Here is a 24538-nt window from a genome sequence, read left to right on the forward strand (position 1 = left end):
CTATGGAACTGGATTGTTTTAGTATGTAGGAGAAGGGTCTTCATCTTCATAAAGAAAACTCTGATCCTTTTCATTTTGTTTAAAGTATTGAAAATATCTGTTTCTATCCCCTTCAAAAAGTTTTAGAAGAATGACATTACATACTTCAGCATGAAGTATGAAAGAGTTAAAAAAGCTTGTATTATCTGTTTCAACTGGGATAAATATTGAAGCATAGGATGCAATTTTAGTAAAAAGGTTATTTGTGATAACCACAGAAGGAACTTTTTTAGCATGAAGAAGCTCCATCATCTGTACTTCATCTTTCAGATACTTTGGTACACTAAAGAATATTACACAGTCATCTTTTGTTACATGGGCTATTTTTTCAAACAGACCATATCCTCCTTCAGATATAGTTACAGCCTCAAGTCCAAGAACCATGCAATGCCACCCAAGCATTTCAGCAACAGCTCTGCTGCTTCCTACACCAATGACAAATATTTTTTTTGATGTCTGCATAAGTTTTACTACATTATCTATTTCCTCTAAATCAAGATCCATATAGAGTTTCTGCATATTCTTTATATCAGCATTTATCATTTTTTTTACACTGTTATTGTCCTCTCTGTCATTATTCCAGTTATCCAGCATTTTATCAATGACACTTTTTCTTGCCTCTAACTCTTCTGCAAGATATTCTTTAAGTTCATTATATTTAGAAAATCCTATTTTCTTAGAAAATCTTAATACAGTTGCATCACTGACATTAAGCTCTTTTCCAAGTTCCAGTGAAGTCATCATAATAACTTTTTTAGAATTTTCACATATGTATTCTGCTATCTGTTTTTCAGCTTTTGTCAAATGGTTATAGTTCTTCCTATATAGCTTTGCAATTCCGGTCATAGATAATACCTCGCATTTCTTTTCTTTTATCATAAAATAATTTAAAGATAAAAGCAAGGAATATTTCTAGACATTCATGCATATAAGAGCTGAAATAATGATACCTGTTCCTATATATTGACGTATTGTGAGCTTTTCTTTAAAGAAAAGAAAATTCACAAGATTAACTAAAAGTATGACTGAAATACTGTATGCTGGGAATACCAGATAAGCAGGAAGTACAGCAACAGCTTTTAATTGCGCCAATGTGGTAATCTGATTGGGAATACCTATAAAGAAACCAATAAGTATCTCTTTTTTACTCAGATTTTTAATGCTTTTAATACTTAATATAAGACTGAATATAAAGGAAAAAACAAATGTATAAAAGATAAAATGTCCCTGAAGATTTGAACTGCCAAAGTGTCCATATATTTTTGCCAGAGTGTCCACCATACCTCCAGCTAAAAATAAAGCTATGAGAAGGAAGGGAGAAACACTGGCATTTCCATCACTTTTATCCTTTTTGTTGATGTAGTATATAGAAAAAATAGCCAGAATACATCCTATTACCTGCATTTGATTAGGGTACTCCTTAAAAAGGATAACAGATACAAGGATGGGGATAAGAAGCCCCAACCTATTGTATGTAGTAGTAAGAGGAGCTCCATTTTTCTTCATATTTACCTGCATAAGATAGAGGCAGGTAATGTATAATACAGCATTTATCACAGCGAGAAGAAGTGTATATCTGTAATCTCCATTAAAAGAGAATACACTTTCCTTTCTAATGACAAAGTATGCCAGTATACCACCAAAAAGATAATTAAAGGTATTAACATTGAAACGGTTGCTTTTTTTCTTTTCTGACAATCTTATAATGAAAGTCATAAATGTATTTGATAAAACTGCTATGATTAAATACAGCATTCATTCACTTCCTCGACTTCTCTATTTTTGATAGATGATTTTTCCATCAAGCATAGTGAAATCAACTTTGATATTTTTTATCTCTTCATCTGGTACTTGAGAAAGCTCTCTGTCTATAATTACAAGGTCTGCTAATTTATCAGCTTCTATGCTTCCTTTAAGCTTCTCTTCTCCATTAAGGACAGCACCATTGTATGTCATCATTCTGAGAGCTTCTGCCTTAGTTATTTTTTCTTCCTCTCCAAGAGAATATCCCCTTGATCCTTTTCTAGTTACAGCTGCATACATATTTATAAAAGGATTCAGATTTGAACAAGGCATATCAGTAGTAAGAGAAACTATTATTCCATTTTCTTTATAAGTTTTTAATGGAGTAAAAGATGTCTGTTTATCTCTAGGGAGCAGAGAATCGTATCCATCTGCTTCTACATAGATGAAACTGGCTTGTGCAGCTACCATTATTCCTACTTCACTCATTTTTTTAAGAGTTTCCTCACTTGGATAATAAGCATGTATTATAGAGTGCTGATGTTTTCTAGGATTAGCTTTTACAGCTTTATAAATAGCATCTACAGCTTTATCTATAGCAATATCTCCCATTACATGAATACCAATATCCCAGCCAGAGTCATGAGCTGCTTTTATATATTCATCAAGTTTAGTAATATCAAGCCTCAATGGGAATTCTCTCAATGAATCTTCCCCTTTGTAATTCCAAGATTTTAGAGCTGTCATAGATGTAAGCCCCCCATCTATTGCCATTTTTAATGAAGAATAACGTATCCAGTCATTTCCATAACCAGAGGAAAAATTATAATCCTCAAGAAGCTGGTTAAGTTCTTTTTCATTTTGCTGCAATGTGAATCCATGCCAGTTAGGCATAAGATTTATTCTGCATTTAAGTTCATTTTTCTTTAATAAATCATGATAGGCTTTACATACTCCAGAACTTACCCCTGGTTCTGTAATACTTGTAATTCCATATTTATTATATTCATTTATTGCAAGAGATATAGACTTTTCTAATACAGGAATAGAAGGTTCTCCTTCTCCAGCTCCAAAATCATCACTTCCAAAAGGACCAGGCATAACTTTTCTGACTAAAAGAACAGCATTTCCATGAAGAACACCAGTAGGTTCTCCGTTTTCATCTTTTTCTATATGCCCTTTTGGAGGGTCAATAGTATCTTTAGTAATACCAGCTAATTCTAATGCTTTGGAATTTACAGAACATGCCCCAAATATTCTTTCAAGAACAACAGCATTATCAGGTGAAGCAATATCCAAATCATAACGATTAGGAGCTCTGTTTTCTTCAAATTGAGATTCTATCCAGCTGCCTCCCTGTATCCATGTTCCCTCTGGGACTTCTTTTATTCTTTCTGCAATTTTTTCCTGAAGCATTTTCATACTGTCAATACCAAAGAGTACAATTCCTTCAAGCATTAAACCAGTTTCCCATGCATGATTATGGGCATCATTGATACCAGGGATAAGGCTCCTTCCTTTTAAGTCTATCAATACACTGTTTCCAGTTTTCATTGACAATATTTCGTCATTGCTCCCAACTGCTGCTATCTTATTCCCTGATACAGCAGCAGCTTCATAAATACTGTCTTTTTCATCTACTGTATGAACACTTCCATTGTAGAAGATATAATCTGGAAAATATATTTTTGATTTATTCATCATTGTACTCCTCCTAAAATTTTACCATTTCTCTTCTCAGCTATTCTAGAAAATATGAAGAGAGCTGTTACTATTGATATTGCTGTAACTATAAGTCCTAGTATTGGAGAAACAAGTCCACCTACCAGAAAACCTATGATTGAAGATATTCCAACAGTCATACTGTAAGGAAGCTGTGTTTTTACATGTTCTACATGGTCAGAACCAGCTGCTGTAGATGCGAGAATAGTAGTATCAGATATAGGAGAACAGTGATCTCCAAATACTCCCCCACTCAAAGAAGCCCCTATCATAAGTTCCATTGGTACTCCAAATGTGTGTGCTATTGGAAGAGATATCGGCATGATTATAGCCCATACTCCCCAAGAACTTCCAGTTGAGAAACCAACAAAAGCACCAACTACAAAGAGGAATGCAGGCATAAGACCAGCAGCTATATTGTAGTGTGCAACTATATTTATTAAATATCCTTTAAGGTCCATAACCCCTGTCAATGAACCAATAGACCATGCTAATACTAATATGATTGGAATATCAGAGTTTAAAGCTACTCCTTTACAGAACATAGGAACAATATCAGCATATTTAAATATTTTAGCCTTTGCACCCATTATTCCAGCAGCTATTGAAGCAACTAAAAATCCAGTAGTGATAGAAAGAGATATATTAGAATTAACAAAAGCTCCTCCTATACCATTTTCTCCAGCTTTTCCAGTCCATAATATCATAGCTATCAATGTAGCAAATAATGCAAGAAGTGGAACAATAAAACTAGCTAATGTTATATTTGAATCTTTAAATAAAGCATTTTCATCTAAATCATATTTTCCCATTGGATTATCATTTTCACCTATAAGTTCACCAGTTTCAATTGCTCTTTTTTCAGCTTTATACATAGGACCAATATCCAGATTAAATATGATGATGAAGAACAGAGCAAGCATACCAAACATTGCATAGAAATTATATGGTATAGCTTTCAAATATGTAGTCCATGGATTGTCAGTTATACCTAATAAAGCAAATTGTGTAGCTATAAGCCCAATTGCATAAGTACTGTAACTTGTGATAGGAGAAAGAGTTGCAAAAGGACACCCCATAACATCACAAATATATGCAAGTTTAACTCTAGATATTCTAAGTCTCTCAGTTATTGGTCTCATAATAGCCCCAAGTGTGAGAGTAGGTTCTGTAAAAATGAAAGCAAATGCTGCAAAGTAAGCTGTAAGCTGAGCACCCTTTCTTGATTTTACTCTCTTAGAAGCATAATCCCCAAATGCTTTTGCTGCTCCAGAAACTTTTATCAAATATACAAATCCTCCACAAGACACAATAAGCATTATCATTCCTGCATTCCAGCTGTTCCCAATAAGTGGAATGAAGAAATCTGAAATCATTTTTGGGAATCCAACTATTGGATTCCAGTCAGAGATAATAGTTGTTCCAATCCAAAGTCCTAAGAAAAGTGAAAAAACTGTTTGTTTTGTCACCAGAGCCAGTATAATAGCTACCAGCGGTGGAATGACAGATAAAATTCCATATTCCATAATTTTGCCCCCCTTGATTTAAGATAAAAGTTATTAAATTTAACTACATGTAGTGGTTACTATATTTATAATTTAAAAATGTAGTAAAGTCAAGAAGATTTTTTAAAAAACTTTGTAAAAAAAACATTTTAAAGGAATATAAGTTCTAAAAAATCAGAAGGAAAGAATATTTATAATATAAATGAAAAATTAAAATAATATATAAAAAATTGAAAATATTTGATAAGTTTGCTACAATTTAATAAGATAAAATGTCATAAGAAAAAGGGGGAATTTTTATGAAAAGAAAAAAATTGAGTATAAAATTATATATATTTTTAAAAGGGACAATATTATACCAGGAGGAATTGAATGAATGAACAGTTAATCTGTTTGAAAGAAATTAATGAGGAGAATTATAATGATTGTATAGCATTAGATGTCAATGAGAAACAGAGAGCTTTTGTTGCTTCAAATATCTATTCTATAGCCCAAGCATATATTTACAGAGATACAGTTAAACTATTTTGTATATATGTTGGTGATACTCTTATAGGTTTTACTATGTTTAATTTGGAGAAAGAAAAAGATGAATATTGGATATGCCGTTTTATGATAGATAAAAATTATCAGAGGATGGGATATGGAAAGAAAGCTATAATAAAAATAGTGGAGTTTTTAAAAAAAGAAAGAACAGAAAATATAAAAATATCTTTTGAACCAGAAAATATTCTAGCTATGAAATTGTATTCTGCCTGTGGATTTAAAGAAACAGGAGAGGTAGATGAAGATGGAGAAATTATAATGGAAATAAAAATTAAATAGATTAGAATATAGAGAAGTTGATATAGAAAATAATTTAAAGTTTTTTATATTATATAGGAAGAGAAAATATTTATAGTGGAGAATAAAGAAAAGAGAGAGCTGCAGAACTCTCTCTTTTTAGATATTGTAATTATTTAGATATAGTATCCTCTAATATTTTAATTAGTACCATCCTCTAACTTTCATAGCTTCTGCGATTTTCTTAATAGATTTCATATAAGTAGCTTGTCTGAAAGAAACATTCTTCTCAACTTTCAATTCCCAAATTGGTTTGAAAGCATCTACCATAGCTCTTTCTTCTTTTTCTTCTACTTCTGCTTCTGTCCAATAATATCCATATAGATTTTGTACCCATTCAAAGTAAGATACTGTAACTCCTCCAGCATTTGTTAAAATATCTGGAGTAACTATGATACCTTTTTTATAAAGAATTTCATCAGCTTCTGGAGTAACTGGTCCATTAGCTCCTTCGCATATTAATAGAGCCTTAATCAACTCAGCTTCTTTAGCAGTGATTGCATTTTCCAAAGCACATGGAGCAATAGCATCAACATCTAATGCCCAGAATTCCTCCATAGTAATTTCTTTAGAATCAGCAACTTTTGTTAAGCTTCCTTCAGTTTTTGCAGCTTCTAATTCTTCAAAAGTGAAACCTTCTGCTTTGTATATTGCAAAAGCTCCCTTTCCTTTTTCAAATTCAGCAACTGCTACTACTTTTCCCCCTAATTTTATAACATTTTTTGCACTGAACTTTCCAACATTTCCAAATCCTTGAACAGCTACAGTTGCTTTAGCAAGATCTTTTCCTAATGCCTTAAAAGTTTCTCTCATAGTTACTGCAACACCAAATCCAGTAGCTTCATTTCTTCCTGCAGATCCACCATAACTTAGAGGCTTACCAGTGAATACTCCAATTGTTTGTTCTCCAGCTAATTTATTGTATTCATCTTGCATCCATGCTATGATTTGTCCATTTGTATTAACATCTGGAGCAGGAATATCCATTTTTTCTCCCAAGTAACGGAACATTCCACGTACCCATCCTCTAGAAAGCTGTTCTAGTTCTCTTTGAGATAATTCAGAAGGATCAACAGTAATTCCTCCTTTACCTCCACCATAAGGGATTCCAGTTACTTGACATTTAATACTCATCCACATAGAAAGAGCTTTTACTTCATCAGCATTTACATTTTGATGGAAACGGATTCCTCCTTTGAAAGGTCCTACTGCATCATTATGAGCTGATCTGTATCCTTTAAATGTTTTGAGAGAACCATCATCCATTTTTACTGGAATAGAAATCTCAATAATTCTTTGAGGTTCTTTTAATAATTCATATACAGCTGGATCAGCACCTAAAGCATCACATGCTTTTTTTACTTGTGCTTGAGCGCTCAATAGTGGGTTTAAAGTTTCTTTTACCATAAAATCCTCCTTAAGATAATTAAATAAAATATAGATTCCAAATTTATTGTGCCATTACCCTTTACATTGTATTATAATTATAGCTTTAAAAAAAAAATAGTCAATTACATTAAATGAATTATAAAAATAAAAAAAACATATAAATGAAAAGAATATACACAATATATTAAATAACTGAAAAAATCACTTATTTACAGCTTAAATTAAAATATATAATATATACATAATATATAAGTGTTTGAAAATAAGTCTTTTTTTATGAGTATGTTTGAAAATAATCAAGTATATTTAAGATATTAAAGACCAAATAATTTTTTGAAAGATTATATAAATTTACTTCCTAGAAATTATAAATAATAACAAAATAGAAAAATATGATACATAAACTTTAAGTATTTAAGAGAGGTGAGGAAAATAAATTTAAGTGTATGCTATCTTGACGAAATGAAATAAAAATGCTATAAGTGATTAAATAAAAATGTAAATGAAAGTAATTATGTTTTTATATTAAAGGAGGTATTATAATGAAAGTGATTTTTTATGGAGTTCGTGATGTAGAGGTACCTATTTTTGAAGCTGTGAATAAAAAATTTGGTTATGATGTAACTTTGATACCAGAATATCTGACTGATGAAGCTACAGCAAGAAAAGCTCTTGGATATGATGCTGTAGTATTAAGAGGAAACTGTTTTGCTACAAAGGAAATATTAGATATCTATAAAGAAATGGGAGTACAATATGTTATGACAAGAACTGTTGGAGTAAATCATATTGATGTTCCTTATGCAAAAGAGTTAGGATTTAAAACTGCTTATGTTCCTTTTTATTCTCCAAATGCTATTGCAGAGTTGGCACTAAGTTTAGCAATGGGTTTATTAAGAAATGTAGTTTATACTGTAAATAGAACAAAAGAAAGAAACTTTATTGTAGATAAACAAATGTTCTCAAAAGAAGTAAGAAATTGCACTGTAGGGGTTGTTGGATTAGGGAGAATTGGAATGACAGCTGCAAGACTTTTTAAAGGATTGGGAGCAAATGTGATAGGATATGATCTATTTCCTAAAACTGGAGTGGAAGATATTGTAACACAGGTTTCTATGGATGAGTTATTAGAAAAATCTGATATTATTACTTTGCATGCTCCTTATATCAAAGAAAATGGAAGAGTAATCACAAAAGAAACTTTAGCAAAAATGAAAGATGGAGTTATCTTAATTAACACAGGAAGAGGAGAATTAGTTGATACTGCTGCTTTAGTGGAAGCTTTAGAAAGTGGGAAAGTATCTGGAGCAGGTATTGATACTTTGGATAATGAAGTATCTATTTTCTTTAAAGATTTTGGAAGCAACAAATTAGAAGATCCATACTTTGAAAAATTAGTAGAAATGTATCCAAAAGTTTTGATTACTCCACATGTAGGATCTTATACTGATGAAGCTGCTTTAAATATGATAGAGACAACATTTGATAATATAAAAGAATATCTGGAAACTGGGGATTGTAAAAATAAAATAAAATAATTTTTATAAAATCAAAAGGAAATATGTAAGATTGAAATTATAATTTAAATATATCAAACTTTAGACTTAGATATAAATTTATATTTTTTCAATGCAGTTATTATTTAAATGTTAATAACTATCTATGTTGGATAGTGTCAAAAAATTTAAAAAATGGGGAGATTTGTGGAAACAAAGCTCCCTTTTTAAAATAAAAAGATTAAAATTATGAAGAAAGGAAATAAAATGAACTTAAAACAACACTATAAAATAAAATTACAGGAAGATGCAGATAATTTTTCTTGGGAAAGAGAGCTGAGAGAAAGAGGAATATTTTTTGAAAAAAAAGAATATTTTCCTAACTATATCATTTACAAAATAGAAAAACCTAGTGAAGATATTTTAAAAGAGTTTTCCCAAAGAAGAGAGATTTCTAAAATTGAAATCATGCATCACTATTTTTTAAATTTTCAAACTCATGTTATGGAAGTGCAGATGCCTCCTTATGAAAAAGCTTCTGCTGATAAAAAATATCCTGTAGTTGGAGTTTTAGATAATGGAATTGCAAATGTTGAAATGATGAATTCCTGGATATATCATGATGAAAAACAATACTGCCCTGAAAGACAGCATCCTACTCATGGAAACTTTATAGCAGGAGTGATTTTATACGGAGATGAATTGAGTGATAAAAAGTGGATTGCAGGGGAAAAAATAAAAATTTATGATGCAGTCATTGTACCAGATTTTAGTGTCTGTCAATTAGAAGAAGATGAACTTTTATTCAGATTAAGAAAAGCAGTAGAAGAACATACTTGGATTAAAATATGGAATTTATCAATTAGTATTCGTTTTGCTGTTGATTTAGAAAGAATTTCTGAGTTTGGATTATTGTTGGATTATTTACAGGAAAAATATGATATTATTATTTGTAAATCTTGTGGAAATGGAGAATTTATAAAAGATAAAGAGGAAAAAGGGAGTATTTTACAAGGTTCTGATACAATCCGTTCCTTAGTGGTTGCTTCATGTAATCAGGATGGAGAAGTTTCTAGTTTTAGTTTAAGTGGAAGAGGACATAAAATTCTAGAAAAACCAGATATTGCAATGTATGGAGGCGATGTTTTTTGGGATGCAGATGGAAAAAGAAAAATATCAGGAGTCTATTCTTTTTCTCCAAAAGGAGAAATAGTTAGTTCTTTTGGAACCAGTTTTGCCACAGCTAGAATGACTTCTTTATTAGGAAATATTCTTTTTTGGAAGGAAGATGCTTCAGCTCTTTTTTTGAAGGCTATGGCAGTACAAACAGCAAGTCATGGTGAAAAATATTTTTTAGGTTACGGTTGCCCTAAAGATACAGCTGGTATCCAGAAAGAATATGAAAACTCGTATATTCTAGAAGGAAACTTACTAGAAGAAGAGAGAATAACACTAGCTTATAGAAATGGAAAAATAAAATGTACTCTGAGCTCTGATGTTATTTTAGACTATCATCAAGAAGAAGATTATGTTCTTTGTGATATTAATTTAAGTTTTGAAAAAAATGGAAAAAAATATGAAAATGAAAATCTTTTTGGAGAGTATGTAAAGCTGAATAATTTAAAAAAATATGAAATTTCTATGGAAGAGGAAGAAGGAGAAATAGAAATTATTTTTTCAAAAAGATGGGGAAAAGTTGAAAATAAAAAGAAAGATAGAGCACTTTCATATTGTTTTGTTTTTCAAAAATAAAAAAGTGAAAAAAGATTTTTTGAATTTGAAATTTCACAAAAAAGTGAAAAAATTAAAACTACATTTTTTTGAAAAATGGTTGTATAATAAAAGGGAAATGGAAATAATAGTTTCATAATTAAAAATACTGTCTTATTTTTGGAGGGAATTTCTTTGGCACTAAATAAAAAACATTTTGAAATTTTAAAAGAGTTAAAGAAAGAGGATGATTTAAAACGAATTGCAAATATTTTCAATCAAACAGAAAGAAGCATTCGATATAAGATTGCAGAATTAAATGAAAACTTAGGTCAGGAAAAAATTTTCATAAAAAAAAGAAAAATCTTCTGTCTTTTGGATGAAAAAGATATTTCTTCATTGATTAAAGGATTAAATGAATATAATTATATCTATGAACAAAAAGAAAGAATAGATTTATTGATTTTAGAAAGCATTCTTCAAAAAGATGAGTTTCAAATTGAAGAACTGGCAGATTTATTACAGATAAGTAAATCTACATTGAGAGGGGATATTAAAATATTAAGCTCAAAGCTATCTAAAATGGGCATTTATTTGGAGCAATATCAAGACAATAATAAAAAGTGTCATTTAAATTATAAAAATAGTGATTTGATTTATTACTTAGCAATTTTTCTGTATGAGTATGTTATCTTTGATGAAGGAGACAAGAGGATAAGTTTTAAAAATACCAGTTATTTTGAAAAGATGGTCTCTGAAAAATTGACAAAACAATATTTGGAAGTATTAGAAGATAGTTATCAAAAAATTAAGAATACAGATTTGCCTTATATTGATGAGACATTAAACTTATTGATATTATTGATTTCTGTTTTAAAACTGCGAAATTTAAATACAGAAGAATTAGATGTTTTAAATAAAAAAGTTTTGAAAGAAACAAGGGAATTTAAAATCTTACAAAAAACTTTTGTAGAGTTTTCAGAAACACAGCTTTATTTTTTGACAGACTATTTACTTCGTATCTCCTGCGACGAGGAAGAAATTTTTTCAAAACATCGTAACTGGCTAGAAATAGAACTTGGAGTTTACCGTCTAATCAAAGAATTTGAACATTTAAAGAAAGTTCAGCTTGTAAAGAACAAAAGATTACTAGATGATATTTTATATTATATAAAACCACTCATTTATAGAAGCTCCAAGAAAATTGAATTGAAAAACAGCGTTTTAAAAGAAGTGAAGATGTTATATGAAGATACTTTCTACTACTTGAAAAAAGCTTTTCATAGTTTTGAAGTTTTGTTAAATTTAGAAGTATCTGATAATGAGATTGGTTTTTTAGTTCCTATTTTTGAAGTTGCTTTAAGAAATCAGATTAAGCAAGCAAAAAAAATAATAGTAGTTTCTTCATACAAAAGAAATTTAACTAATTTTTTATTAGCCCGTTTAGAAGAAGAGTTTTTAGTTGATATAGTGAAAGTTATTTATGTTAAACAATTGGATAAAATTCAAGAGGAAGAAATTGATTTGCTAGTTACAACTTCTAATTTAACACAGAAGAATTTACCTTATCCAGTTTGTCAAGTCAATCCTATTTTGACAGATGCGGATAAAATTCATTTAAAAGAATTTGGACTTCAAAATCAAGACAAGAAGATTCCTCTGGAAAAATTGATGGGATTAATTGAAAGAAATATAGAGAATGAGAATTGGAATGAAAATAAATTACGTGAGGAATTGCTGCATACTTTTCCTCATAACATACTAGATGAAAGAGAGCGAGAAGTTCAAGAGGAATTACAAATTTCTAAAAATTTAAGAACTTCTATTTGTGCTTTTGAATGGAGAGAAGCTGTTAGAGCAGGAATGGAAATTTTATGGAAGCAAAAATATATTAAAAAATCATATATGGAAGATAGTGTCAATAAAAAAGAAGAAGATAGTTTGATTTTTTTCTTAAATGAAAAAACAGCTCTTTTTTATACAGAACCTAAAGAAAATGTTATTAAAATAGGATTTTCTTTAGTAGAAGTAAGACATCCTTTACTGATAAGAGGAAAAAAGATAAAGTATATTGTGTGTTTTGCTCCAAAAGGAGATGCTGAGGATCAAAGTTTATTATTTCAATTAAATGATTATTTTGAAGAAGAGGGAATTGAACAAAAGTTAAAAAAATACTTTAAATAAATAACAAATAAGGAGGAGGAAAGAAATGATTACAACAGAGTATATTAGTTTTTTAGAAAGCTTATTCAGCTCATTGTTGGGTATGTCAATTGTGTTTATAGCTTTGGTTTTTTTAGCTATTTTCGTTATGATAGTATCGAAAGTAATTGCGATATTAGAGAAAAACCTAATCAAAACAGCAGCTCCAACAGCAAACACAGCAGCAGTATCATCTTCAGTAGTAGGAACAAGCCCTAAGAAAGATAATAAAGAGGGAGTAAAAATTGCTGTAGTTACAGCTGCAATCAGTGAAGAGATGAATCAACCAGTGGACAAATTCATTATTACAAACATTAAGAAAATTTAAAAAAAATAAGATATGAAAGGAGAAGAGATTATGAAGTATGTAGTAACAGTAAATGGAGAAAAATATGAAGTTGAGGTAGAAAAAGTAGATGGAAGATCAGCATCTTTATCTAGAAAACCAGCAGAGAGAGGAGCAAAAGTAAAAGAAGAAACAGTAAGAGAAACAGTAGCAGCAGCAGCTCCAGCAGCAGTAAGTACAGGTGGAGGAGCAAATTCAGTTGTAAGTCCTATGCCGGGAGTTATTTTAGATATAAAAGTAAAAGAGGGAGACAGTGTATCTGAAGGGCAAGCTGTTATCATTTTGGAAGCGATGAAAATGGAAAATGAAATTGTATCAGAATTTGCAGGAACAGTATCTGCAATCAGAGTAAAAAAAGGGGATACTGTTGATACTGATGCAGTATTAGTAGAAATTAAATAACGGAGGGGACTATAATGGAGTTTGTTAAAATTTTAGAAATTATGATGGCGAAATCTGGATTTGTTGCATTAACATGGCAAAATCTAGTAATGTTTCTCATCTCATTTGTTTTAATTTATTTAGCCATTGTAAAACAATTTGAACCTCTACTATTGTTGCCAATTGCCTTTGGAGTTTTCTTAACTAACTTGCCTTTAGCTGGTTTGATGAACGAAGCAGATCCTTGGTATGCATCTGGGGTTTTACGAATTATTTATAATGGAATTAAGAGTAATGTATTTCCTTGTTTAATTTTCATGGGAATTGGAGCTATGACAGATTTTGGACCACTGATTGCCAATCCAATCAGTCTGTTGCTTGGAGCAGCAGCACAATTTGGAATTTATATAACATTTATGACTGCAAATGCATTGCCTTTCTTTTCTGCTAAACAATCAGCAGCAATTGCAATCATTGGAGGAGCTGATGGACCAACTTCTATCTATTTGGCAAATAACTTGGCACCAGAATTGTTAGCACCAATTGCAGTGGCAGCATATTCTTATATGGCACTTATTCCTATGATACAGCCACCTATTATGAAGCTTTTGACAACGAAAAAAGAAAGAGCTGTAAAAATGAAACAATTGAGAAAAATCAGTAAGATAGAAAAAATTGTTTTCCCAATTGGAACAGTTTTATTTACTTCTTTATTATTGCCTTCTGTAGCTCCTTTATTAGGAATGCTGATGTTAGGAAATATTTTTAAAGAATCTGGAGTTGTTCAAAGACTTTCAGATACTGCTCAAAATGCATTGATTAATATAGTAACAATTATGTTGGGAGTTACAGTAGGAGCAACAGCAAATGGAGAATTGTTCTTACGTTGGGAAACAATTGCAATTATTGGTATGGGATTATTTGCTTTCTGTATGTCAACAGTTGGAGGAATTTTACTTGGAAAGTTGCTTTATATAATAACAGGTGGAAAAATCAATCCATTAATTGGTTCAGCAGGGGTATCTGCAGTACCAATGGCAGCCAGAGTTGCTCAGACAGTAGGAGCATCTGAAAATCCAACAAACTTCTTATTGATGCATGCTATGGGACCAAATGTTGCAGGAGTAATAGGTTCTGCAGTAGCGGCAGGATATTTTATGTTAATTTTTGGAAAATAATATTAAAAAATAAAAAACTTTGGTAGATAACATAGTAAACATTATTGACAAAAAAATGGGAGGAGATTACTGTGAGTAAAGTAATGTCATTGCATGATGCAATCAAAACTTATGTAAAATCAGGGGACAGTATTTGTATTGGTGGTTTTACAACTAACAGAAAACCATACGCAGCAGTGTATGAAATTTTAAGACAAGGATTAGGAGATTTTACTGGATATTCTGGGCCAGCAGGTGGAGATTGGGATATGTTGATTGGAGAAGGAAGAGTGAGAAACTTTATCAACTGTTATATCGCAAACTCTGGATATACAAATGTATGCAGAAGATTTAGACATGAAGTAGAGAAAATTGGAAAAATGAACTTGGAAGATTATTCTCAGGATGTTGTTATGTATATGCTTCATGCTTCATCATTAGGATTACCATTTTTACCTGTAAAATTAATGCAGGGTTCAGATATAGTAAACAAATGGGGAATCAGCAAAGAAGTAAGAGAAAAAGATCCAAAACTGCCAAATGATAAATTAATAGAAATTGAAAATCCTTTAGTTCCAGGGGAAAAGGTAATAGCAGTACCAGTACCTAGATTAGATGTAGCAGTTATACATGTTCAAAAAGCTTCGATAAATGGGACTTGTTCTATTGAAGGAGATGAATTCCATGATATTGATATTGCAATTGCAGCAAAAAGATGTATTGTAACTTGTGAAGAATTAGTAACAGAAGAGGAGATTAGAAAGGAACCAAGTAAAAATTCTATTCCGCAATTCTGTGTAGATGCAGTAGTTCATGTACCATTTGGAGCACATCCTTCTCAATGTTATAACTATTATGATTATGATGCTGATTTTTTCAAGATGTATGATGCAGTAACAAAAACAGAAGAAGACTTTAAAGCCTTTTTACAAGAATGGGTATATAACATCAAAGATAATGATGAATATATTGATAAACTAGGAGCAAGCCGATTAACAAAATTAAGAGTAGTACCAGGATTCGGATATGCTGCAAAACTAGTGAAGGAGGCAAAATAATATGGTAAATTATAAAAATTATACCAATAAAGAAATGCAGGCAGTAACTATTGCAAAAGAAATCACAGATGGACAAATTGTAATTGTAGGAACAGGACTTCCATTAATTGGAGCCTCTTTAGCAAAAAGAATCTTTGCTCCAAATTGTAAATTAATTGTGGAAAGTGGACTTATGGACTGCAGCCCAATTGAAGTACCAAGAAGTGTTGGAGATAACAGATTGATGGCTCACTGTGGAGTTCAATGGCCAAACATTCGTTTTATTGGATTTGAAGCAAATGAATTGTTAAATGATAATAACAGAATGATTGCTTTCATTGGGGGAGCACAAATTGATCCTTATGGAAACGTAAATTCAACTTGTATTGGAGAATATTGTACACCAAAAACAAGATTTACAGGTTCAGGTGGAGCAAATGCAATTGCAACATATTCTAATACTGTAATTATGATGCAGCATGAAAAAAGAAGATTTATAGACAAAATTGATTATATAACAAGTGTAGGATGGGGAGATGGACCAGGAGGAAGAGAAAAATTAGGACTTACTGGAAATAGAGGCCCAGTTGCTGTTGTAACTGACAGAGGAGTATTGAGATTTGACGAGGAAACTAAAAGAATGTATCTAGCAGGATACTATCCAACATCATCTATAGAAGAAATTATTGAAAATACTGGATTTGAAATTGATACATCAAGAGCTGTTTTATTAGAAGCGCCAAGTGAAGAAGTTATTAAAATGATCAGAGAAGAAATTGATCCAGGGCAAGCATTCATAAAGGTACCAGTAGAAGAATAAAAAAAGATGGAAGGAGAATAACATGGGAAATTACTCAATGCCCAATTATTTCCAGAATATGGAACAAATTGGAAAAGAATTAACAAAAATTGATGAAGAAAATGAAAAATTAGTAAGAGATGTAGAAGAAGAAATTGGTAAATTAATTGATGAAATGCACGATGCAGGAACTAGTGATGAAAAAATTGCTGAAAAAGGACAAATGACTGCTTTACAAAGAATAGCAGAATTAATTGATGAAGGAACTTGGTGTCCTTTAAATAGTCTTTACAATCCTCAAGATTTTGAAACTGGAACAGGAATTGTAAAAGGATTGGCAAGAATCAATGGAAAATGGGCAATGGTTGTTGCTTCTGATAATAAAAAAATCGTTGGAGCTTGGGTACCAGGGCAAGCAGAAAATTTATTAAGAGCATCTGATACAGCAAAATGTTTAGGAATTCCTTTAGTATATATTCTAAACTGCAGCGGAGTTAAGTTAGACGAACAAGAAAAAGTATATGCAAACAGAAGAGGAGGAGGAACTCCTTTCTATAGAAATGCTGAATTACAACAATTAGGAATTCCAGTTATTGTAGGAATTTATGGAACAAATCCAGCTGGAGGAGGATATCATAGTATCAGTCCAACAATCTTAGTTGCTCATGAAGATGCAAACATGGCAGTAGGAGGTGCTGGAATTGTTGGAGGTATGAATCCTAAAGGATATATTGATCAAGAGGGAGCAGAACAAATCATAGAAGCAACTGAAAAAGCAAAAGGAGCAGAGGTTCCGGGAACAGTATCTGTTCACTATGATGAGACTGGATTCTTTAGAGAAGTATATTGTGACGAAGTTGGAGTATTGGAAGGAATCAAAAAATATATTGACTGCTTGCCAGCATATGACTTAGAATTCTTCAGAGTAGATGAACCAGCAGAACCTGCATTGGATCCAAATGATTTATACTCTGTCATTCCTATGAATCAAAAGAAAATATATAACATTTATGATGTTATTGGAAGATTAGTAGATAATAGTGAATTTAGTGAATATAAAAAGGGATATGGACCAGAAATAGTAACTGGACTTGCTAAAGTAGATGGACTTTTAGTAGGTATTGTTGCAAATTTCCAAGGACTATTAATGAAATATCCTGAATATAAAGAAAATGGAATTGGAATCGGGGGAAAATTATACAGACAAGGTCTCATAAAAATGAATGAATTTGTAACTCTTTGTTCAAGAGATAAATTACCTATCGTTTGGATACAAGATACTACTGGAATTGATGTAGGAAACGAGGCAGAAAAAGCTGAATTATTAGGATTAGGTCAATCTTTAATTTATTCAATTCAAAATTCAAAAGTTCCTCAAATGGAAATTACATTGAGAAAAGGAACTGCAGCAGCTCATTATGTATTGGGAGGACCTCAGGGAAATTCTACTAATGCTTTCTCATTAGGGACTGCAGCAACAGAAATTAATGTAATGAATGGAGAAACAGCAGCAACTGCAATGTACTCAAGAAGATTAGTAAAAGATAAAAAAGAAGGGAAAGATTTAACTTCAACTATTGAAAAAATGAACAAATTAATCAATGAGTACAAAGAAAAATCAACTCCAAAATATTCTGCAGAAACAGGAATGGTAGATGAGATTGTAAATTTATATGATATAAGAGCTTACATGACAGCTTTTGTAAATTCTGTTTATCAAAATCCAAAAGCAATTTGTGCTTTTCATCAAATGCTTTTACCAAGGGCCATTAGAGAATACAACACATTCACAAAAAAATAAAAAAGGGGGAATTTTGTGGAAAGAATGACTTTACAACTAGGGATGTTTGAAACATTGGCTTTAGCAGTTTTAGCTATTTATTTAGGGAACTATTTAAGAAAGGCTTTTCCTGTTTTGAAAAAATATTGTTTACCAGCTTCTGTAGTTGGTGGAACAATATTTGCAGTAGTTTCCATGGCTTTGTATTATTCAAATGTAATGGAATTGAGTTTTGAGTTTAAAGCAATAAATTCATTGTTTTATTGCATCTTCTTTGCTGCTAGTGGGGCAGCAGCTAGTTTATCTTTATTAAAGCAAGGAGGAAAATTAGTTATTATTTTCGCTATTTTAGCAGCAATTTTGGCAGCATGCCAAAATGCTCTAGCACTGTTTGTTGGTAATTTGATGGGAGTGAATCCATTAATTTCCATGATGACAGGAAGTATTCCTATGACAGGAGGTCACGGAAATGCAGCAGCTTTTGCTCCAATTGCAGTGGAAGCAGGAGCAAGTGCAGCAATGGAAGTAGCTATTGCAGCAGCAACATTTGGTTTGATTTCAGGTTGTATTTTAGGAGGACCTTTTGGGAATTTTATCATTAAAAGACATAAGTTAGAAGATCCAAATTTAGATGGAAAAGATGATACTTCAGAAATGGGAGAAGCAGCTCCTACAATAGCAATTGATAAAAACAGTGTTGTTAATGCAATGTTTTTAATGTGTATTGCTTTAGGAATTGGACAAGTAGTAACTTTACTTTTGAAAAAATTTGGAATCAGTTTTCCAATTCATGTAAGCTGTATGTTAGGTGGAATTTTAATCAGATTATTTTATGATAAAAAATCTGGAAACCACGAAGTATTATATGAAGCTATAGAAACAGTAGGAGAATTTTCTTTAGGATTATTCGTTTCTATGTCTATTATTACAATGAAATTATGGCAACTATCTGGATTAGGATTTGCTTTAGTTGTATTATTAGTTGTTCAAGTAGTTTTTATTATGCTATTCTGCTATTTCTTAACTTACAATTTATTAGGAAGAAATTACGATGCAGCAGTTATGGCAGTAGGACATACAGGATTTGGATTAGGAGCAGTTCCTGTTTCTATGACTACAATGCAAACTGTTTGTCAAAAATATAGATACTCTAAGCTAGCCTTTTTCGTTGTTCCAGTTATTGGAGGATTTATCAGTAATATTTCCAATGCGATTATTATTACTAAATTCTTAAATATTGCAAAAGCTATGCTTGGAATAGGATAAGGGTTACAAAAAAGAAAGGGAGCATAAAATGAGTAAATTTACAATGGGAGTCGATGTAGGTTCTACTACATCAAAGGCTGTTATTTTAAAAGATGGAAAAGAAATTATTTCTCAGTCTATAATTCCTGTTGGAACAGGAACAAGTGGACCTGCTCGAGCAATTAAACAGGTTTTAGAAACAGCAGGATTTTCTTCAATTGATGAGTTGGATTGTGCTGTAGCTACTGGTTATGGAAGAAACTCATTGGAAGAGGTACCATTACAGATGTCAGAATTGTCTTGTCATGCAAAGGGAGCTTACTTTTTTTTCCCTAATGTAAGAACAATTATTGATATTGGAGGACAAGATTCTAAGGCATTAAAAGTTGGAAATAATGGAATATTGGAAAATTTTGTTATGAATGATAAATGTGCAGCAGGAACAGGAAGATTTTTAGATGTTATTGCTAAGGTCTTAGAAGTTAATTTATCTGATTTAGAAGTTCTTGATGCAAAATCTAAAGAGGATATTACAATTAGCTCTACTTGTACTGTATTTGCAGAATCAGAAGTCATTTCACAGTTAGCAAAAGGAACAAAATTTGAAGATATTGTAAGGGGAATCCATGCATCAATTGCAAGCAGAGTAGGAAGTTTGGCAAAACGTGTAGGAATCAAAGATCAGGTTGTTATGACTGGTGGAGTGGCTTTAAATCATGGAATGATAAGAGCTCTTGAAAAAAACATCGGTTTTAAGATTTATACAAGTGAATATTGCCAGTTAAATGGAGCAATTGGAGCAGCACTATTTGCTTATCAAAAGTGTTTAAGTGCAAAAAAATAAATAATATGAAGGAGACCTTGCTCATGCTTCATGAGCAAGTTCTTTCTTTTATAAAAAAGAAGTAGGAGGAAACTGAAATGGCTGGAAAAATGGAAAAATTACCTAATAAAAAACCAAGAGCAATTGATGGACATAAGCCTGCTGCTGCTGTTTTAAGAAAAGTAGTAGATAAAGTATACGCAGAAGCCTGGGAAGCAAAAAGAAGAGGAGAATTAGTAGGGTGGAGCTCTTCTAAATTTCCAATTGAATTAGCAAAAGCATTTGATTTAAATGTTGTTTATCCTGAAAATCATGCAGCATCTACTGCAGCAAAAAAAGATGGATTACGTCTATGTCAGGCAGCAGAAGATATGGGATATGACAATGATATTTGTGGTTATGCAAGAATTAATTTAGCCTATGCAGCTGGAGAACCAACAGATGCAAGAAGAATGCCACAGCCTGATTTTTTACTTTGCTGTAATAATATCTGTAATATGATGACAAAATGGTATGAAAATATTGCAAGAATGCATAATATTCCTTTAATTATGATTGATATTCCATTTTCAAATACAGTGGATATACCAGAGGAAAAAGTAGATTATCTAATTGGACAATTTAATTATGCAATTAAGCAATTAGAAGACTTAACTGGAAAGAAATTTGATGAAAAGAAATTTGAAACTGCTTGTGCAAGAGCTAACAGAACTGCTGCAGCATGGTTAAAATCATGTTCTTACATGGGATATAAACCATCTCCTTTGAGTGGATTTGATCTATTTAACCATATGGCAGACATTGTAGCAGCAAGATGTGATGAAGAAGCAGCTATTGGATTTGAATTATTAGCACAGGAATTTGAACAATCTATAAAAGAAGGAACTTCAACTTGGGAATATCCAGAAGAACATAGAATTTTATTTGAAGGAATTCCTTGCTGGCCAGGACTTAGACATCTATATGAACCATTGAAAGATAATGGAGTCAATGTAACAGCAGTTGTATATGCTCCAGCATTTGGATTTAGATATAACAATATAAGAGAGATGGCAGCAGCTTATTGTAAAGCTCCTTGCTCTGTATGTATTGAAACAGGAGTAGAGTGGAGAGAGACTATGGCAAAAGAAAATGGTATTAGTGGAGCTTTGGTAAACTATAACCGTAGTTGTAAACCATGGAGTGGAGCTATGCCAGAGATTGAAAGAAGATGGAAAGAGGATTTAGGAATTCCAGTAGTAAATTTTGATGGAGATCAAGCAGATGAAAGAAATTTCTCAACTGAGCAGTACAAAACAAGAGTGCAAGGTCTAGTGGAAATTATGGAAGAAAGAAAAGCAGAAAAAGAGGAAAAAGGGGAAGATGTATATACAAACTTCGAAAATACAAAAGAAACAGATTGGTCAAAACCAACTTTAAAATAGGAGGATAAAAATGGATGAAATCAAAGAATTGTTAGGACAATTTAAATATTATGCAAATAATCCTAGAAAGCAATTAGATAAATATCTTGCTGAAGGAAAAAAAGCAGTAGGAGTTTTCCCATATTATGCTCCAGAAGAAATTGTATATGCAGCAGGAATTGTGCCTTTTGGTGTATGGGGAGGACAGGGAACTATTGAGAGAGCAAAGGAATATTTTCCAACATTCTATTACTCTTTGGCATTACGTTGTTTAGAAATGGCTTTAAATGGAACATTAGATGGACTTTCAGCTTCTATGGTAACAACTCTGGATGATACTTTAAGACCATTTTCACAAAATTATAAAGTAGGTGTAGGACAGAAAATTCCTATGATTTTTCTAAATCATGGACAGCATAGAAAAGAGGAATTTGGAAAAACTTACAATGCAAGAATTTTCAACAAGGCAAAAGAAGAGTTAGAAAAAATCTGTGGAGTGACAGTTACTGATGAAAATTTGAAAAAAGCTTTTGAAGTTTATAATGAAAATAGAAGTGAAAAAAGAAAATTCATCAAGTTAGCAGCAAAACATCCTCAGACAGTTAAAGCATCTGACAGATGTTATGTATTAAAAAGCTCATACTTTATGCTGAAAGATGAACATACAGCTCTATTAAAACAATTAAATACAAAATTAGAAGCTCTACCAGAAGAATCATGGGATGGAGTTCGTGTAGTAACAAGTGGAATTATTACAGATACTCCAGGATTATTGAAAGTATTTGATGATTATAAAGTATGTATTGTTGCAGATGATGTAGCTCATGAATCAAGAGCTTTAAAAGTAGATATAGATTTATCAATTGAAGACCCTATGCTGGCTTTGGCAGATCAATTTGCAAGAATGGATGAAGACCCTATTCTGTATGATCCAGATATTTATAAAAGACCAAAATATGTTGTTAATTTAGTGAAAGAAAATAATGCAGATGGATGTCTATTATTTATGATGAACTTCAACGATACAGAGGAAATGGAGTATCCTTCTTTAAAACAAACTTTTGATGCAGAAAATCTTCCTCTTATCAAAATGGGATATGACCAGCAAATGATAGACTTTGGACAAGTAAAAACACAATTAGAAACTTTCAACGAAATTATACAATTAAATAGAATGTAGGGGAGGTAGAGGAAATGAGTCAAAATGTATGGGAAAATGATGATTTTATTTTCAAAGGTAATGAGCTGAAAGGAATGACAGATAAAGGAAAAGATAAAGTCAAGACACAAGGCTTCACTGATATGGTAATTCCTCCAACAACTCCTGAAGGTGTAGCAATTAAAAGAATTGGAGATAATGCTTTTTATAGAAGAGGATTAACTTCTGTTATTATTCCTGACACTGTAGAAAGTATTGGTTATGATGCTTTTGGAGTATGTAAATTAACAGAGGTAAAATTACCAAGCTCTTTGGTTGCAATAGAAGGATTTGCTTTTTACCGAAATAAATTGAAAAAAGTGGAATTTGGAAATGCAGTAAAAACTATTGAACCAAGTGCTTTTGCTTTAAATGAATTAGAAGAGATTTTTCTTCCAGAATCATTAGAGCTTATTGATACTTCATCTTTTTATAAAAATGAATTAACAACATTGTGTATTCCAAAATCTATTAAGAAAATTAATATGTACGCATTTTGTAAAAATAATATTAGAGAAGTGGAAATTCCTAAATCTATAGAATTTTTGCATGCAAAAGCTTTTGAAGAAAATACAGAAATAAAATAAGAAATTAAAATAAGGAATTAAAATAAGGAATTAAAATGAAAAAGAGGCTGACTTATTATAAAATGGACAACCTCTTTTTTAATAGAAAATAGAGGTGGGACTTATGGCTTTATATCAATTTGATATTTTGGATTCTACAAATGAGTATATGAAGGAACATAGAGAAAAATTTCAAGACTATGATATTGTCCTTGCTAAAAATCAAACAGCTGGAAAAGGAAGACGTGGAAATATTTGGATTTCTACTGAAGGAATGGCTTTATTTACTTTTCTTGTGAAGAAACATGAGGGAGAAGAGGATATTGACTATATGAAACTACCTTTATTAGCTGGGCTTGCTGCTATTCGAGCATTTCAGAAAATAAAAAAAGCAGAGTATCAATTTAAATGGACCAATGATATCTATTTACAAGGGAAGAAATTGGGAGGAATTTTAGTAGAAAGACGAGAAAATAATTTTTTAATTGGAATAGGATTAAATATTAACAATCAGATTCCTTTGGAAATTAAAAATATAGCCATTTCTTTACAAGAGCTAGGAAAACAGGAGTATTCTATTACTGAAATTGTTTTGGAAGTAGTAGAACAGTTCAAAATTCTTTGGAAAGAATATACAAATGGAAATTGGAAAGAGATTTTAACAGAAATTAATAGAATTAATTATTTACATGGGAAAAGAGTTGCTTTAAGAGCAGGCAATATTTTTGTAGAGGGAATTGCACAGAAGATTAATGATAAAGGGGAAATTGAGATTATATCTGGTGGGGAGATAAAAAGCTTTGCAATGGGAGAAGTAATTCGGGAACGGCTTATTTTTCCTCTAGAAGCCAATGTAGAAAGTTTTGCGAAAGCCTATATTTTAAAGGAAGCAAGCTATGATGTTATTATTTGCTTAGTTGGAGAATTTAATGAAGATTGGCAGGTAAAACTTGAAACCTTGCATTTGAAAGTAGAAAAAGATATAAGTCTAGAAGAAGTGAAGAAAAAATATCAGGCAAAATCTTTCTTGGATTTTCCAAATATTTTTCCTTTAGAGAATTATTCTGAAGAAAAAATTCAAAAAATTGCAAAAATGTTTGTTTAAGAATATATAAATGTGGTAGCATAGAAACAAGGAATTAAAATTTAGGGAG

General features: G+C 31.4%; 21 protein-coding genes. 16 read left to right on the plus strand and 5 right to left on the minus strand.

Annotated features, from left to right (window positions below; all coding sequences use genetic code 11):
* Positions 1–18: 18 nt before the first annotated feature.
* From E6771_RS03875 to E6771_RS03890, 4 genes are all read right to left on the minus strand, one after another.
* Positions 19–885, minus strand: coding sequence for a MurR/RpiR family transcriptional regulator (locus tag E6771_RS03875; RefSeq protein WP_316089789.1), 867 nt, complete (start codon positions 883–885; stop codon positions 19–21).
* 66 nt (positions 886–951) lie between these two features.
* Positions 952–1794 carry a DMT family transporter gene (locus tag E6771_RS03880; RefSeq protein WP_316089790.1) on the minus strand — a complete coding sequence of 281 codons (843 nt, stop codon included), beginning with the start codon at positions 1792–1794 and terminating at the stop codon, positions 952–954.
* A gap of 21 nt (positions 1795–1815) precedes the next feature.
* The gene (locus E6771_RS03885; protein WP_316089792.1) at positions 1816–3486 is read right to left on the minus strand and encodes an amidohydrolase; all 1671 of its coding nucleotides are present in this window, start codon (positions 3484–3486) and stop codon (positions 1816–1818) included.
* On the minus strand, positions 3483–5030 hold the full coding sequence (locus tag E6771_RS03890) for a Na+/H+ antiporter NhaC family protein (protein ID WP_316089793.1): 1548 nt from the start codon (positions 5028–5030) through the stop codon (positions 3483–3485). The genes E6771_RS03885 and E6771_RS03890 overlap by 4 nt, the downstream gene beginning before the upstream one ends.
* 351 nt (positions 5031–5381) lie before the next feature.
* Here E6771_RS03890 and E6771_RS03895 point away from each other — a divergent pair, with 351 nt between their 5' ends.
* Positions 5382–5834: a GNAT family N-acetyltransferase gene (locus E6771_RS03895; protein WP_316089794.1), complete on the plus strand. Its 453-nt coding sequence runs from the start codon at positions 5382–5384 to the stop codon at positions 5832–5834.
* 162 nt (positions 5835–5996) lie between these two features.
* Here E6771_RS03895 and E6771_RS03900 read toward each other — a convergent pair whose 3' ends face one another.
* Complete coding sequence (locus E6771_RS03900; protein ID WP_316089795.1) at positions 5997–7259, minus strand: Glu/Leu/Phe/Val dehydrogenase; 1263 nt, start codon at positions 7257–7259, stop codon at positions 5997–5999.
* A gap of 524 nt (positions 7260–7783) precedes the next feature.
* Here E6771_RS03900 and E6771_RS03905 point away from each other — a divergent pair.
* The 15 genes from E6771_RS03905 to E6771_RS03975 all read left to right on the plus strand — a co-directional run bounded on the left by E6771_RS03905 (position 7784) and on the right by E6771_RS03975 (position 24489).
* Complete coding sequence (locus E6771_RS03905) at positions 7784–8779, plus strand: 2-hydroxyacid dehydrogenase (RefSeq protein ID WP_316089796.1); 996 nt, start codon at positions 7784–7786, stop codon at positions 8777–8779.
* A 207-nt stretch (positions 8780–8986) separates the two neighbouring features.
* The gene (locus E6771_RS03910; protein ID WP_316089798.1) at positions 8987–10489 is read left to right on the plus strand and encodes a S8 family serine peptidase; all 1503 of its coding nucleotides are present in this window, start codon (positions 8987–8989) and stop codon (positions 10487–10489) included.
* Positions 10490–10642: 153 nt separating this feature from the next.
* Positions 10643–12631 carry a BglG family transcription antiterminator gene (locus tag E6771_RS03915; protein ID WP_316089799.1) on the plus strand — a complete coding sequence of 663 codons (1989 nt, stop codon included), beginning with the start codon at positions 10643–10645 and terminating at the stop codon, positions 12629–12631.
* 25 nt (positions 12632–12656) lie between these two features.
* Positions 12657–12977: an OadG family protein gene (locus E6771_RS03920; RefSeq protein ID WP_316089801.1), complete on the plus strand. Its 321-nt coding sequence runs from the start codon at positions 12657–12659 to the stop codon at positions 12975–12977.
* A gap of 30 nt (positions 12978–13007) precedes the next feature.
* Positions 13008–13397 (plus strand): biotin/lipoyl-containing protein, encoded by a 390-nt coding sequence (locus E6771_RS03925; RefSeq protein ID WP_316089802.1) that lies wholly within the window; start codon positions 13008–13010, stop codon positions 13395–13397.
* A gap of 14 nt (positions 13398–13411) precedes the next feature.
* Positions 13412–14554, plus strand: coding sequence for a sodium ion-translocating decarboxylase subunit beta (locus E6771_RS03930; protein ID WP_316089803.1), 1143 nt, complete (start codon positions 13412–13414; stop codon positions 14552–14554).
* Positions 14555–14625: 71 nt separating this feature from the next.
* Positions 14626–15591 (plus strand): glutaconate CoA-transferase subunit A, encoded by a 966-nt coding sequence (gene gctA / locus E6771_RS03935; RefSeq protein WP_316089804.1) that lies wholly within the window; start codon positions 14626–14628, stop codon positions 15589–15591.
* Position 15592: 1 nt separating this feature from the next.
* On the plus strand, positions 15593–16390 hold the full coding sequence (gene gctB / locus E6771_RS03940) for a glutaconate CoA-transferase subunit B (RefSeq protein ID WP_316089805.1): 798 nt from the start codon (positions 15593–15595) through the stop codon (positions 16388–16390).
* Between the two features lie 22 nt (positions 16391–16412).
* Positions 16413–18170, plus strand: coding sequence for an acyl-CoA carboxylase subunit beta (locus E6771_RS03945; RefSeq protein WP_316089806.1), 1758 nt, complete (start codon positions 16413–16415; stop codon positions 18168–18170).
* A 24-nt stretch (positions 18171–18194) separates the two neighbouring features.
* Positions 18195–19415: a sodium/glutamate symporter gene (gene gltS / locus E6771_RS03950; RefSeq protein WP_410054664.1), complete on the plus strand. Its 1221-nt coding sequence runs from the start codon at positions 18195–18197 to the stop codon at positions 19413–19415.
* Positions 19416–19443: 28 nt separating this feature from the next.
* Positions 19444–20238, plus strand: a complete 795-nt coding sequence (locus tag E6771_RS03955) for an acyl-CoA dehydratase activase (RefSeq protein ID WP_316089808.1) — start codon at positions 19444–19446, stop codon at positions 20236–20238.
* A 77-nt stretch (positions 20239–20315) separates the two neighbouring features.
* The gene (locus E6771_RS03960) at positions 20316–21641 is read left to right on the plus strand and encodes a 2-hydroxyacyl-CoA dehydratase subunit D (protein WP_316089809.1); all 1326 of its coding nucleotides are present in this window, start codon (positions 20316–20318) and stop codon (positions 21639–21641) included.
* 10 nt (positions 21642–21651) lie between these two features.
* Positions 21652–22800 (plus strand): 2-hydroxyacyl-CoA dehydratase subunit D, encoded by a 1149-nt coding sequence (locus tag E6771_RS03965; protein WP_316089811.1) that lies wholly within the window; start codon positions 21652–21654, stop codon positions 22798–22800.
* A 14-nt stretch (positions 22801–22814) separates the two neighbouring features.
* Positions 22815–23405, plus strand: a complete 591-nt coding sequence (locus E6771_RS03970) for a leucine-rich repeat domain-containing protein (RefSeq protein ID WP_316089812.1) — start codon at positions 22815–22817, stop codon at positions 23403–23405.
* A 103-nt stretch (positions 23406–23508) separates the two neighbouring features.
* A complete protein-coding gene (locus tag E6771_RS03975; RefSeq protein WP_316089813.1) occupies positions 23509–24489 on the plus strand; it encodes a biotin--[acetyl-CoA-carboxylase] ligase in 981 nt (326 codons plus the stop codon).
* Positions 24490–24538: the final 49 nt, after the last annotated feature.

Origin of the sequence: Fusobacterium sp., assembly GCF_032477075.1 — a bacterium.
Classification (GTDB): Bacteria; Fusobacteriota; Fusobacteriia; order Fusobacteriales; family Fusobacteriaceae; genus Fusobacterium_A.

What these genes read in the sequence shown, in the direction of transcription:
- E6771_RS03920 (WP_316089801.1), top strand. Translation starts at nt 12,657, where the DNA reads ATGATTACAACAGAGTATATTAGTTTTTTAGAAAGCTTATTCAGCTCA.
- E6771_RS03975 (WP_316089813.1), top strand. Translation starts at nt 23,509, where the DNA reads ATGGCTTTATATCAATTTGATATTTTGGATTCTACAAATGAGTATATG.
- E6771_RS03875 (WP_316089789.1), bottom strand. Translation starts at nt 885, where the DNA reads ATGACCGGAATTGCAAAGCTATATAGGAAGAACTATAACCATTTGACA.
- E6771_RS03910 (WP_316089798.1), top strand. Translation starts at nt 8,987, where the DNA reads ATGAAGAAAGGAAATAAAATGAACTTAAAACAACACTATAAAATAAAA.
- E6771_RS03895 (WP_316089794.1), top strand. Translation starts at nt 5,382, where the DNA reads ATGAATGAACAGTTAATCTGTTTGAAAGAAATTAATGAGGAGAATTAT.
- E6771_RS03925 (WP_316089802.1), top strand. Translation starts at nt 13,008, where the DNA reads ATGAAGTATGTAGTAACAGTAAATGGAGAAAAATATGAAGTTGAGGTA.
- gctB (WP_316089805.1), top strand. Translation starts at nt 15,593, where the DNA reads ATGGTAAATTATAAAAATTATACCAATAAAGAAATGCAGGCAGTAACT.
- E6771_RS03880 (WP_316089790.1), bottom strand. Translation starts at nt 1,794, where the DNA reads ATGCTGTATTTAATCATAGCAGTTTTATCAAATACATTTATGACTTTC.
- E6771_RS03960 (WP_316089809.1), top strand. Translation starts at nt 20,316, where the DNA reads ATGGCTGGAAAAATGGAAAAATTACCTAATAAAAAACCAAGAGCAATT.
- E6771_RS03905 (WP_316089796.1), top strand. Translation starts at nt 7,784, where the DNA reads ATGAAAGTGATTTTTTATGGAGTTCGTGATGTAGAGGTACCTATTTTT.
- E6771_RS03970 (WP_316089812.1), top strand. Translation starts at nt 22,815, where the DNA reads ATGAGTCAAAATGTATGGGAAAATGATGATTTTATTTTCAAAGGTAAT.
- gltS (WP_410054664.1), top strand. Translation starts at nt 18,195, where the DNA reads ATGACTTTACAACTAGGGATGTTTGAAACATTGGCTTTAGCAGTTTTA.
- E6771_RS03930 (WP_316089803.1), top strand. Translation starts at nt 13,412, where the DNA reads ATGGAGTTTGTTAAAATTTTAGAAATTATGATGGCGAAATCTGGATTT.
- E6771_RS03955 (WP_316089808.1), top strand. Translation starts at nt 19,444, where the DNA reads ATGAGTAAATTTACAATGGGAGTCGATGTAGGTTCTACTACATCAAAG.
- E6771_RS03900 (WP_316089795.1), bottom strand. Translation starts at nt 7,259, where the DNA reads ATGGTAAAAGAAACTTTAAACCCACTATTGAGCGCTCAAGCACAAGTA.
- E6771_RS03945 (WP_316089806.1), top strand. Translation starts at nt 16,413, where the DNA reads ATGGGAAATTACTCAATGCCCAATTATTTCCAGAATATGGAACAAATT.
- E6771_RS03885 (WP_316089792.1), bottom strand. Translation starts at nt 3,486, where the DNA reads ATGATGAATAAATCAAAAATATATTTTCCAGATTATATCTTCTACAAT.
- E6771_RS03890 (WP_316089793.1), bottom strand. Translation starts at nt 5,030, where the DNA reads ATGGAATATGGAATTTTATCTGTCATTCCACCGCTGGTAGCTATTATA.
- E6771_RS03965 (WP_316089811.1), top strand. Translation starts at nt 21,652, where the DNA reads ATGGATGAAATCAAAGAATTGTTAGGACAATTTAAATATTATGCAAAT.